Raw genomic sequence first — 14504 nt, forward strand, 5'->3', positions numbered from 1 at the left:
ATATTAAAAATGTTCTCCTAAAAATTTCTCTATTGTTTCCAGTAAAGGAAATAAATTATCTGAATTTGCAAAAATCACAAAACCATATTTTTGGTCAGGAATAAACATCGCATATGCCTGAAAATCATGATTGTTACCTGTATGCAAATGCATCAGTCCATTGGGAGTAGGTTTTTGAGCAAAACCAAGACCCCAACCAGTTTGACCGGTTTCTTTTAACAACTTATTATCAGGTTTAAAATGATTATGTTCCCGTAGCATTTGATCACGTGTAGTCATCTTAATATTTTTCGGGTTCATCATTTCGATTAAAAACAATGCATAATCTTCTGCATCTGAGTGCAAACTAAAACCAGGACCAACTTTTTTGTATTTATTAATTTCTGGATTTGTTTTTCCTTTTATATGGCCATTTGCAACATCTTCATTATAGATGTTGTTCCAAGTATATATACTTCTATCCATACCGATAGGATGCGCAGCTTCTTTTAAAAATAAAGAATCCAATTTGCTCCCCCATCCTATCCCTAACTTAGTACCAAAAGCTGCGCCCAAATGTTGATAAGCTTCTCCAGAATATGAAAAATCTGTACCCGGTTTGAATTTAATTTCAATTGGCTTTCCTTTTACCCAATTAGGAATACCAGAACCGTGGGATAAAATAATTCTTGGAGTTAAAATCTTATAATTCTCAAATGAGTCTTTATGAATAACTCCTTCAGGAAATATAGGTTCTAGATATGGATATATTGGTTCATCTAAATCCAACACTCCTTTTTCTACCATTTTCATTAAAAAATATGCAAAAAGAGGTTTTGAAAGAGAAGCACCTTCAAAGATGGTTCTTTTTGTAACCGGTTTCTTAGTTTTAAGATTTGCAAAACCAAATGTATTATGATATGCAATATCGTTACCATTTATTATTGCTATAGAAAGACCAGGTAAATTAATAGAATCCATAGCTTTTTTAATATGCTTATTTAATAAAGCAACATTAATCACTCTTCCATCCGGTACTCGAATTGTTTTATTACTATTTTGTCCATAAGACGTTGGTAAGGATATTAAATAAAAAATCAATATCCATAGTTTTACTGTTCGTTTTGATAAAATCATTTTGATTAATTTAAAATGTGATTATTTTTTTGATTGTGAATTCACATGTATTGGACAAAATGATTTTTAAAAAGGTTACAAATTTATTTTTAAACTAAAAATAATACAGAAAACGATAGTAGAATTAATTATGTTATTTGACCATTATTTTTATAGAATATTTGTATAAATTCTAATTCAACTAAGCTAATAAATGGTTATTACTCAGCCATAATATGGTCTTCCCTTTCATTTAAAAAAAACACAAAATAATTTTAAATTACTGTTGAAATTTAAGTTAAATTTAAATCAATTAACCATTTAAATTAACACAAATGAATTTAAAACTCAAGTTATTAACAGTCTTTCTTGTGGTCTCTTTTATGACCCAAGCCCAACAAACTGGAACGAAAGCATTTTACCATGGAAAAGTATCCTCAGTAGAGTACGTATCGTCAATCGCATCAAGGCCTAATGATCTTATTGCACCTGATAATTCTGTTAGGGAAGCTAAGGATAAAAGATCTTTAGGAAATCAAATTACCTCGGGTAAAGACCCACAAACTGAAAACGATTATTTCTTTAGAAACAAAAACAAAATGGAGCAAAGCGTTCAACGTGCTCCTGCTAGTCTTGTTTTTGATACGTATTCATCGAATTCTCAACCAACTGACCCTTCTATTGCTGTAGGTCCAAATCATGTTTTCGTTGTTTACAACACTGGTTTTATGATTTATGATAAATCTGGTAATCAGTTAGTAGGACAAACATCTCCTAATCCTGCAATTTTTCCGTCAGGTGGTTGTTGTGACCTTACTGCTTCTTACGACAATGCAGCGGACAGATGGGTTCTTTCATTTTTAGGATCTGGTGCTCAAGTAGCAGTTTCTGATGGTCCAAATCCTGTAACATCTGGATGGTTTGTATATAACATATCAGGAATACAAGACTATCAAAAATTATCTGTTTGGAGTGATGGGTATTATATTACCGAAAATACAGGTGGAACTAATAAATTATGGGCATTAGAAAGAGATGCTATGTTAGCAGGAGATCCTAATGCACAAATTTTAGGTTTTAATCTTCCTGGCATTGTGACTAGTGGTTTTTTTAGCCCTCAAGCTCTAAATGTTACCAATGGCAATTTACCGGCTCCTGGAGGTGCCACAATTCTATATTTACAGGATAATGCTTGGAACGGTGTATCGGTAGATCATATAAAAGTATGGACCGCTGACGTAGATTGGAATAATCCAAATAATTCTACAGTATCTAACCCGCAAGAAATTGTTACAACGCCTTTTATTAGTGTTTTTGATGGAGGAAGCTTTGTTAATTTATCACAACCAGGAGGAGGTACTTCTATAGATGCTTTACAAGCAACAATAATGAATCAAGCACAATTTAGAAAATTTGCAACTCATAACTCTGCAGTATTCAATTTTGTGGTAGATGCAGATGCTAGTTCTGGAGAATTGGCAGCAATCCGTTGGTACGAATTTAGACAAAGTGGTGATAATCAACCTTGGTCGTTATATCAAGAGGGAACTTATACAGCACCTGATGGAAGACATGCTTGGCATGCTAGTTTAGCAATGGATGGTCAAGGAAATATTGGAATGGGATATACTTCTATGTCTGGTCCTACTACTCCATCGACTGTAAGAGTAAGTTCTTATTTCACAGGTAGATTAAGTTCTGATCCTTTAGGAACTATGACTACAGCAGAAGAACTTATTGCTAATGGATCAGGTAATATTCCTGGAACACGTTATGGTGATTATAGTAAAATTGATGTAGATCCATCAGACGATTCTTCATTTTGGTTTATTAATGAATATGTAAATGGTAGCAGAACTGGTGTAGTAGGAAAATTTCAGATTGAAGCTGGAGTTCCAGATACGCAAGCTCCTACAGACCCTACAAATGTAGTTGCTAGTAATATTACAGCTGGTAGTGCTATTCTTAACTGGACAGCTTCTACTGATAATGTAGGTGTAGCCAGATATACTATTTCGATTGATGGTACTGTAGTAGGAACTTCTACTACAACAGACTTTAATGTTACGGGTCTCTCACCATTAACTTCATACACCGCCTCTGTAACTGCAGAAGATGCTGCTGGTAATGTCTCTGGAAATGGAACTACTACGTTTACCACTATCGATGGTAGTACTACAGTTTATTGTGATTCTGCTAGTACTAACGTAAATGATGAATTTATCAGTAATGTGCAATTGAATACAATTAATAATACTTCTGGAGCTCAATTTTATTCAGATTTTAGTGGTATTTCTACTGATTTAAATGAAGGTCAAGCCTATACTGTTTCTGTAACACCTACTTGGACTGGAACTGTATATGCTGAAGGATATTCAGTTTGGATAGATTATAATAACAATGGAGATTTTGATGATGCAGGAGAACTTGTTTGGTCCAAATCCCCATCTACAGATAGTAGTAATAGTGGATCTTTTACTGTACCTAGTGGAACTTCTGAGACTTCTGTAAGAATGAGAGTTTCTATGAAATATAATGCGATTCCAACTTCTTGTGAGACCTTTACTTATGGAGAAGTAGAAGATTATACAATTAACCTTAGCACCGATGGAGGCGGTGGTGGTACAATACCACCAACTGGCTATTGTGATTCTAATGGACAAATAACCAGTGATGAATATATTTCTAACGTACAAATGGGAAGTATAAATAATACAACCACAGCTGAGGCCGGTGGATATGGGGATTACACAGCTATAACAACAAATTTGAGTAATACTAACACTATCACTATTACACCAACTTGGACCGGAACAATTTACAATGAAGGGTATGCTGTTTGGATAGATTATAACAGAGATGGTGATTTTGATGATTCGAATGAATTAGCGTGGTCAAAAAGCCCTTCTACAGATGCTGTTAATACTGGTAGTTTTACTGTACCATCTGGAGCATCTGCTGGAGCAACCCGTATGCGAGTATCTATGAAGTATAATGGTATACCTTCAACTTGTGAATCATTTAGATATGGAGAGGTTGAAGATTACGTAGTAGTTATAGGAGCTTCTAGCCGTGATGAATTAGTGTCTTTTACAAGAATAGCAGATAAGAGTATCCAGCTTTATCCTATTCCTGCAACTTCGACATTGAACATTGAGATCAATGAAGGGAAGTATGATGAGATCATTATGATTTCTTCTAATGGTTCTATTGTAAAGAAAATAAATCCAGAAAAATCTTCTTTTGGAATTGATATTTCTCAATTCGCAGATGGACTATATTTTGTAAGATTTACTAATTCTAATGGATTAGCTATTACAAAAAGATTCCTCGTAAAAAAGTAACAAAACATATTTATTAGCCAATAAGTATTAAAAAAGGCTGTCGTCATTATGATCGATAGCCTTTTTGTTATTTAAATAAAATTTATCTCCATTGAAGAAGAGATAAACCTATTCCAAAAGTTGTTTGATTATGATTATAATCTATTAAACTTTCGCCATATCCATGAAAAATTTGCGCGTGAACTTGTAGTTGATCTAGAACTTTAATAGCGTAATCAAATCGGATGCTCCCTCTATTTTTATTCCCACCACGCAAAGAATGTTTTGCTAAAACACTAATATCGTGTCTACCTTTTGAAAAAACTGTTAGAAATTCGGTTCTACCGATATAATCCTCTATTCCAGGATTATCATCTTCCACCCTATCTTCTGGTAATCTCCACCAAGGCCTTAGAACGAAACTCCATGAAGGTGTTTCCCAACCGAACTGCAATACAATTCTATTCCAGCTCCTAGATAAAGGATTTGATCTTCCATTACTTTGATGATTAATTCCTATTCCAGCAAATACACCATGTAAACCAAGAATTTCATACGTTGTAGGGAATACTAACATTACTTCAGGCTCGTAATTGGTTTCTCTAAATGGCCTAGAAATATTTGCACTATATAATTGCCATCTAGAAGATTGTGTATATCCTACCCAAACATCACCTCCTACTCGTTTACCAAATAGATTCCTTACGGCTCTGGTTTTAAAACTTAATTGAAACTTTAACTCTGTATCAGAAAAATCAGATGATTCTACTACTGAATTAAGTGGATTATCACTGGTCGGAAAATTATTAATATCAGTCGTATAATTAGCAACTAAAAAATAAACTGGTTTATAAGGCTCTATTTTAAAACGTTTAATACTATCCCCTTTAATTTGCCATCTCTTAGATAAACTTCCTTCATAAGCTTTTGTAACTACTTGACCATAATTAAAAGAAAACATAAGAACTGATATTATTATAGTAATTATTACTTTCCTAAAGTTCTTATTCATTAATTCTACCACTTTTTTCAAATTTATAAAAAAGCCAGTAAGTATTAAGATACCTACTGGCTTTAGATCAATATTTTTATAAATATCTATTTCTCTATTCCTTCTAAATCAAGCATAAAAGCGTACTCCAATGCCACACTTTTATATCTTTCGAAACGTCCCGAAGCACCACCATGTCCAGTTTCCATATCACAATCCATAATTAATAGATTATCATCTGTTTTAAGCTCTCTAAGCTTGGCTATCCATTTCGCTGGTTCCCAATATTGTACCTGACTATCCCAGTATCCAGTTGTTATTAATATATTCGGATAATCTTTCGCTTCTACATTATCATAAGGCGAATATGATTTCATATAATCATAATATTCCTTATTCTTAGGATTCCCCCATTCATCAAATTCAAATGTTGTTAGAGGTATCGTTTCATCCATCATAGTAGATACTACATCTACAAACGGTACTGCTGCAACGACACCATTCCAAAGCTCTGGTTTCATATTTAAAACAGCTCCCATAAGTAGACCTCCTGCACTACCTCCTAAGGCATACATATGATCAGGGCTTGTATATCCTTCTTTTACTAAATAATCTCCAACATCTATAAAATCAGTAAATGTATTTTTCTTTTTAAGAAGTTTTCCATCTTCATACCAATATCTACCCATTTCCTGACCTCCTCTAATATGAGCCATGGCAAAAACAAAACCACGGTCTAACAAACTTAATCTAGTAGAACTAAATCTTGGTTCTGTACTACTTCCATAAGAACCATATGAATATAATAAAAGTGGTGTACTAGCATTTTTTTGTATTCCTTTTTTATATACAAGAGATATAGGAACTTTTACACCATCTCTAGCTATTGCATATAAACGTTCCGATACATAATTATCCTTAGAAAAATTAGAATCTAATACTTCTTGTTCTTTTAAAACAGTTTGCTCCTTGGTATCCATGTTATAATCAATAACGCTATTAGGAGTTGTTAAAGATGTATAACTATAACGTACAATATTTGTGTCAAAATCCATATTAACACTAGTTCTGGAAAAATATGCTGGATCATTAAAAGAAATATAATGATCATCATTACCATCCCATTTTCTTACTCTGATAGTACTAAGACCATTTTTTCTTTCACTTAGCACTAAATGATTTTTAAAAGCAGTAAAACCTTGTAACAAAACATCATCTCTATGTGGTATCACATCCACCCAATTTTCTTTTGTTGTAGCGTTTACTGGTGTTTTTACTAATTTGAAATTTTTAGCATTCAGATTAGTATTTATATAAAAATGATCCCCAAAATGAGCCACATCGTACTCAAGATCTCTTTCTCTTGGTTGAATTACCTTCCAAGTACCATTAGGAGTATCTGCATCTAAATATCTGTATTCTGTAGACAACGTTTGATAGCTCCCACTAATAATATATTTATCCGATCTAGATTTATAAACAAATGTACTGAAGGTGTCATCTTCTTCATTAAAGATTAATACATCTTGAGACTGATCTGTACCCAATACATGTTTATAAATTTTGTTTGCTCTTAGTGTAATGGAATCTTTAGAAGTATAAAAGACTGTTTTATTATCATTAGCCCAAGCTACACTTCCTGTAGTATTTACTAATTTATCAGAAAGCGTTTCGTTAGTTACCAAGTCTTTAAAATAGATAGTATATCTCCTTCTAGAAACGGTGTCAACACCATAAGAAAGCATTTTGTTGTTAGAGCTAACTGACATTCCTCCTAAAGCAAAATAAGCTAACCCCTCTGCCATCTCTGGACCATTAAGCATAATTTCTTCTACTGCCTCATCGTCTAATTTCTTACGACAATACAATGCATAATCCATCCCTTTTTCAAATCTTGTATAGTACGAATATCCATTATCATTATATGGTACTGATGAATCATCTTTTTTAATTCGTCCAACGATCTCATCGAATAATGTTTTCTGTAGACTATCTGTATGCTTCATAGCAGCATCCTTATAATCATTCTCTGCATTTAAATAATCCAAAACATCTTGTGTCTGGGCATCTGGAGTGTCCGCATTCTTCTGGTCATCACTTAAACGCATCCAGAAATAATTATCTACGCGGGTATCACCATGCGCTTTTAATTCTTCAGCTACTTTTTTAGCTACCGGAGCATCTAATGATTGATGTGGTTTTTGTTTTACCTCTGTTTTTTCTTCTCCCGTTTTTTTACAGCCTATAAAAAGTACTGAAACGATAAGAAATAGATTGATGATGTTTGTTTTCATTATAATAGTTTGATTAAAATTGTAAAATGAGTGTTTTAATTTATATGTATAATTTTTAATATTTGGATTTAAAAATACTAGTATTCTGCCACAATTAGCAATTAATTTAATTTTAAATTGAATAAGTCTTATTCCTCACCAATATTTTACCACAAATATTAAACGAATTCTATATTATTCTCTACGTATTCTAAAGACTAAATAATGTTTTGAAATCATATGTTAATTTTAAAGTTAAAATTGGTTAACCAATTAAATATTTAAAACGAATTCACCCTTTTACACCATACCAACCCAACCCAAATTACTTCTATTAATAAGAACCATACCGGTAGTTTGTGAGAAAGAAAGAAGCAAAGCAACTAACTAATACTGAAACAATAACTATACACCATCAAAATGAAAATTTCAAATTATAGCATCTCAATAATACTTGTGATATTCTTACTACTTACAAATACCTCTAAGGCACAAATTCTTGTTTCTCATGATTTTAATAATGGTAATCTTGGTCCATTTAATGTATGTACAACTCAAAACCCTAATTATTCTAAAGTGGTTAATGGACGTCTAAAAACTTGGTGGACATCAGAAGGTTATAATGGAACCAGAATGGACAAAGGAGCCGAAGCTTGCGGAGATCAATGGACAACATACAAAGAAGGATGGTATGGAATGAATTTGGAGTTAGGCTCGGACTATCCTAAAAACAAAAAAGCAGGTATTGCACAAATTTTTGGATTTATCCCTGGCTTTTGGTCTTGGGAATCAATGTTACAGGTCGAAAATGGAGACTTAACAATTATTCATAGGTCTAATGGTGGTAGTAGTAGCAATGTTGAAGAAGTAGTATATTCTAATTTTCCTTACGAAACAGAGGTTCCGATTGTGATTCATTTTATTTTATCTAATCAAAACAAAGGTGAATTTGAGATTTGGGTAAATGGAGTTAGTGAATACAGGAAAACAAATATAAATTTTGGATTCGGAAATTTTGATAGTAATGATAAGAAAATAGGTAATGCTGATGAAGATTTTGGATCCGAAAGTGCTGGTTCATTAACGGTTTTAAAAATGGGACAATATAATTTCCAAGATTCTGAATATGAGACTAATGAAACAAGAACTGTATATTATGATAATGTTTCTTGGTATAATGGTCCTAACGGATATGATATTGTAAATCCTAGCGAAGCTACAGTAGAAATTTGTGAAAGTCATGATGCATTTTCAAAGATTGAAGCAGAAGATTTTTGTGAACAATCTGGTATACAAACTGGAACTACTAATTCTTTTGTAGGATGGGTAAATAATGGTGACTGGGTGCAATATAAAAATATTGATTTTGGTTCTGGTGCAAATTCAATAGAAATGTCTGTATCAAGTGGAACATCTGGAGGGATAATTGAAATAAGACAAGGAAGTATTTCCGGAGCTTTATTAGGAACAGTAGAAGTTACCAATACTGGATCTTTTACATCATGGGAAACTCTAACAGTAAATATATCTGAAGTAAGTGAAAAGCAAGATGTTTATTTTATCTTTAAGGGTGGAAGTGGATATTTATTAGATGTCGATTGGTTTCAGTTTTCGGAAGATACAACAACTAACCTTTGTAATTCACCATTAATAGATGTAACACCTCCTTCTAACCTTACTTCCGGTATTAGTTATGCATATTATGAAGGTAATTGGAATTCACTTCCTGATTTTAATTCACTATCACCAATATCTACTGGAATAGGATCTGCAATTGATCTTAGTAATACGCAAAGTCAAGATAATTTCGGATTGACATTCGATGGCTATATAAATGTCCCAAGTAATGGTAGTTATACATTTTATACAACATCCGACGATGGTTCTACTCTTTGGATTGACGGAATTAAAATAGTAGATAATGATGGATTACACGGTGCACGTGAAGAATTCGGAACAGTTTGTTTAGAAGCTGGGTATCACGAGATAGAAGTTCAATTTTTTGAAAGAACTGGTGGAAATGTATTGTCTGTGGCATATGAAGGTCCAGGTATTTCTAAGCAAAATGTACCTACTTATTATGGAGCTACTAATAATACAATTACCATTCAAGAAGATGAAACTGGATTCTGCTTTGCTGATGGTACTGTTGATAACAATCACACAGGACATACGGGAACAGGATTTATTAATACCGATAATGTGTATGGTAATGGTATTGATTGGAAAATAAATGGATCAACTGGGTCATATACTATTATATGGAAATATGCTAGTACAAGTAACAGATTAGCAAAATTAGTCGTTGATGGGTCTACTGTAGCGAGTAATATCAATTTTAATGCTACAGGAAGTTGGACTACTTGGGAAACAGAATCTATAACAGTAAATCTTTCTGATGGTATAAAAGACATACGCCTAGAAGCTACTAATAATTCAGGACTTGGTAATATAGATTATATACAAATAATAGGACCAAATGTCTCAGCATTGTCTTGCGCAACTATTGGTGAAGATTGTTCAGATTTCTTTGGAGGACTTTCAATTACACAAACTAATCCTGGTTGTAGTAACAATAATGGCCAAATTATTGTCAATTTTGAAGATTCAGATGTGTATACACAAATTCAATTAAGTATTGATGGAGGAAACTCCTACCCTATTACTGTTAATGACAATACTGGCTCTTATAGTTTTACAGGTTTGAGCAATGCAGAATATCAAGTAGCTGCTAGATATGCAGGTGGAGATTGTGAATACAATGTGGCGCATCTAATTCTAATTCAGGATTGTGGAGATATTCCTTTAAATCCTGGAGGAGTTTCTTGGCATGACAGTTATGAAGCTAACGGATTTTGTTGGTGTAGCACTAATTTTGATCACAATTTAGGAAGTAAAAAAGTAATTGTTAATGGAACACAGTACAGTGTAGTTGATATTTGTGATGAATTAGAAAAGCATCCATTATTTAGATCAAGAAATAATGGAGACAATATCTATAATGATGTTCAATGTGGAAATGGACCTATTAATGATTCGAATGACGAACCATTATGTCCTGGTAGAGTTGATATGGGTGTTGAAGGATGTTTAGTAAGAGGTGTACATTGGGATATGGAATGGCTAGCAAGTAGAGATCGTTTTAAAACAGATAACAAATTCCCTGAAGATGTAGCAAAAGAAGCACCAACAGTATACCCTAATCCTTTAAAAGAAAGTAGTTTACTAAACATAACTGTTTCTGGTTTAGGTTTATCTCGAGTAGAAGTTTATAATTTAGCCGGTTTACGGATACACTCAGAGAATATTAATGGAAAATCAGCAGCTTTAGATTTACAACACTTGAATACTGGTGTTTATATCATAAAAATTCTTGATAATAAACAATCATACTTCAATAAAATAAGTGTTCAAAAATAAGTGTTTTAAAACTTAAGATGAATTAGATAAAGATTATATTCTTACATATAAAATCTCTAAAATAAGTAAGCCTTTCAAAAATGAAAGGCTTGCTTATTTAATCATTAGACATTACCTTAACAAATAAATTATTCTACTTTTTCAAATAAATCAGTAATAATATACTGCAAATCTTCTGCTGTAACCTTCCTAAAATATGAGAGTAAATCTTTTGTAGTTGCATATCTGCCAGACACCGTTTTAAGCATCCCATTCTGACTGTGCCAATCTTTTATAAAATCCTCTAATGCTTTGTTAACAGCATTTTCACCTATTTCTTGTTGCAATGTATACATAGCTACGGCTCCTTTGTTATAATAGACATAATCTTCATTCTCTACTAATGCCAGCGGAGGTTCTTGCACATTGGATTTTTTTCGTTTTTTGTTATATGTCTCTTTTTGAAATTCTAAAAACTGTTGCACCTTTTCTTCTGAATAATTATTTTTTAAAACCATAAGAGCTGCATATTGAGACAAAGTTTCTAAAATCATATGACGCCCTTGTACGTTTGCTGCTTCTACTTGCATACCAAACCATTGATGTGCAACCTCATGTGCTGTAACATAAAAGGCCATATCCACATCTTGTTCATCATCAATATCTAATACAAATCCTATAGCTTCAGAAAAAGGAATAGTATTAGGAAAAGACTGAGCAAATACTTCGTATCTAGGAAATTCCATAATACGTAATTGTTCATATTGATAGGGACTGAAATTAGTACTATAATAGTTTAAAGAAGCTTTCATCGAAGCCATCATTCTATCTAAATTATATATATGATTATTGTGATAATATATTTCTAACGATACAGGTTTAGTAAAATCAGTGATAGACGACTCCCAAACATCTTTTCTTGTTTCATATTCTGCAGAAACAATAGAATAGAAATTTATTATCGGAGAATTCGTTTTATAATGAAAATAATTTCGACTATTCTCTTCCCATTGGTTTATTAAAGTACCAGAAGTAATTGCAGTTTGCTTATTATTTGTACCAATAACAGCTTCAAAATTAATTCCATCAGAATCGCCACCAGAAACTGCATTAACCAATTCACGTTCATCCTCTCTCCTAGCCTTATTTTGTCTAGTACCAAGTTTATATTCCTCCCGCTTATCCTCATCACGAACTTCATATTTTTTATTATAACCTATTGTTGGGAACTCCTGATTATTCAAAAAAGTACCATTATTTACTATTTGCGTACTGGAATTATCATCTTCGAATCCTATGGGGTTATAAGATTGTCTAAAATTCATTTTAATGGAATCACCCGGTTGTAATGTTTCGGATAATGAATAAATGGAATAATCAAATTGACTGTATTTAGTATTTAAAGAGACATTATTCCCTATGAAAATGATAGAATCCAATTGTACGTGTGATGCTATTTTTTTTTGAATATGAATATCACGTATTGGTTGATCCAATGTATTCTTTAAAATAAAATATCCATGAACTTCATAAGACCTATTTTCAGGAAACAATTCAACGTTTAAATGCACTTTGGTAATCTTGGGTTGCGGTATGTACTCATATTGTTTTAGTGCCTTTTCATAATTAACACGAAATGTTATTTCTTCTGAATTTGTCCAATAATCATTGAGTATGTTAATATTATAAAATATATAAGTTCCTATACCTATGAATACAAAACTGGCAGAAATAACAAACCGCTTTATTGGTTTAGAAAAACGATATCTAATAGTTTTAAAACGTTTAACTAACCCTGTTTCTGATCCTCTGACAGAGAGAGTGGCACTAATGATTAATAACAAACTACCAAATACCAACCAATAGCTTTTAATCCAGAGATATGGTTTTAGAAAATGTCCATAACCATTCATGCTCGAATATGTCCCCAAAGTTTTACCTCCAAACTTGTACAAGCTATGTTGAAACCCAAAATATTCAGAACTTATATTGATAATAAAAAACAATAATGTAAGTAAAATTCCAATAAATTTATTATTACTTATAACTTGAAACAAAAATGCAATGACGGTATAAAGCATCAAGAATGGTAATATTTCTAAAAAGAATCCAAAGAAATAAACCTTAAATTCAAAATTATAATACCCCTTAGCAACCTGAAACAATATCCCTGTTACAATTAAGCTTAACATCAATACGATATAAATACTAACAAGAGCAACGAATTTACTAATCAATGGAATGGTATCAGAAATGGGGGTAGCATCAAATATTAAGTGTAGTTTAGCATTTCTTTCTTTCCAAATAAGCTCTCCAGAATAAAAAAGAAGAAGAATTATAAAAAAATAAAGAGACATTTCCTGTAACTCTTCTACAATAAAATATGTCGCAGGATAGCTATCCACTCCGTAAACAGTTCCTAAACTCACAGAATTGATCAAAATAATGATCATTCCACAGATAACGATTGCCCAAAATGAAGTTTCTTTTAATAAGGAAATAATATAAAATTTAGAAAGTGCTATTAATTGAAGACAATATGTTTTGATTGTATATTGTACGCTTATATTGGGAATAGAATACCCAACTACTGATAATCCTTCTTCAATATTTGATTTTTTAATCTTATTTTTTTTAGAAGTTTTTGAACTAATAGTAAAGGAAAATTTACGATAACCTATCACTAAAATAATGCCCCCTAACACCATCCAAAATAACTTATTATGAAGCATCACACCATTAAATAATATTTCTAACGAATTACGTTCCGTAACAGACCAGTTTTTAGAAATCTTGGTTAATGTAGTTAGTGAAAATGGATCTAAAAGTGCTTGCAGGTATTCATTCTTAATGGCTTTTGTAAGTAAAAAAACTACAAATAAAAAGATCCCTTGGGTATAGACAACTAATAATTTTCTACTTAACATTCCGGTAACAAAAAACAAGGAAGCACCAAAAAATAATATTGGAAGTACTATAACTACAAACGATTGCACATAATTTATTAGCATAAAAGGTAATAAATCTTGATGCCAAGGCATGAATTCACCGACAATCATACCACACAATACCCCACTAAAAATGAATAATAATACTGTAAATGATCCTAAAAATCGCCCAATGATATAATCACTTTTTTTAATAGGATTAATAAAAAGTAACGATTCTATATTATATTGAAAATCACGAAGTACAGGAACTCCCATAATCATTGATGCCATAACCATAAAAATGCCTGTAATGGCTCCCATAGTTTTGCCAATTACCAACGGAGCATTTTTTTTTACCAATCCCATCTCTACTCCTTGAAAAACAAAATCTACACCAACAATGGAAAACAAAAAAAGGAATACAAAAAACACATACGTTTCTGGACGTTTTGCTCTATATTTAAGTTCAAATTTGAATACTTCGTACCACATA

The 14504-nt window shown here is 32.2% G+C and carries 6 protein-coding genes; 2 read left to right on the forward strand and 4 right to left on the reverse strand.

Features of this window, described 5'->3' with window-relative positions; translation table 11 throughout:
* Window positions 1–3: 3 nt before the first annotated feature.
* The gene (locus tag NMK29_RS09080) at window positions 4–1116 is read right to left on the reverse strand and encodes a serine hydrolase (RefSeq protein ID WP_108804198.1); all 1113 of its coding nucleotides are present in this window, start codon (window positions 1114–1116) and stop codon (window positions 4–6) included.
* A 314-nt stretch (window positions 1117–1430) separates the two neighbouring features.
* On the opposite strand from NMK29_RS09080, the gene NMK29_RS09085 reads away from it, so the two are divergent.
* Window positions 1431–4439: a GEVED domain-containing protein gene (locus NMK29_RS09085; RefSeq protein WP_108804197.1), complete on the forward strand. Its 3009-nt coding sequence runs from the start codon at window positions 1431–1433 to the stop codon at window positions 4437–4439.
* A gap of 82 nt (window positions 4440–4521) precedes the next feature.
* Here the strand turns inward: NMK29_RS09085 and NMK29_RS09090 are convergent, their stop codons facing one another.
* Both NMK29_RS09090 and NMK29_RS09095 read right to left on the reverse strand, forming a co-directional pair.
* Complete coding sequence (locus tag NMK29_RS09090; protein WP_108804196.1) at window positions 4522–5430, reverse strand: phospholipase A; 909 nt, start codon at window positions 5428–5430, stop codon at window positions 4522–4524.
* 86 nt (window positions 5431–5516) lie between these two features.
* Entirely contained in the window at window positions 5517–7703 is a 2187-nt protein-coding gene (locus NMK29_RS09095; RefSeq protein WP_108804195.1) for a S9 family peptidase, read from the reverse strand.
* Between the two features lie 399 nt (window positions 7704–8102).
* Between NMK29_RS09095 and NMK29_RS09100 the strand changes: the two genes are divergently transcribed.
* Complete coding sequence (locus tag NMK29_RS09100) at window positions 8103–11102, forward strand: carbohydrate-binding protein (RefSeq protein ID WP_108804194.1); 3000 nt, start codon at window positions 8103–8105, stop codon at window positions 11100–11102.
* Between the two features lie 128 nt (window positions 11103–11230).
* Here NMK29_RS09100 and NMK29_RS09105 read toward each other — a convergent pair whose 3' ends face one another.
* Complete coding sequence (locus NMK29_RS09105) at window positions 11231–14503, reverse strand: M1 family aminopeptidase (protein ID WP_108804193.1); 3273 nt, start codon at window positions 14501–14503, stop codon at window positions 11231–11233.
* Window position 14504 lies beyond the last annotated feature (1 nt).

This window comes from Aquimarina sp. Aq107 (assembly GCF_943733665.1).
In the GTDB taxonomy this organism is placed as follows: Bacteria; Bacteroidota; Bacteroidia; order Flavobacteriales; family Flavobacteriaceae; genus Aquimarina.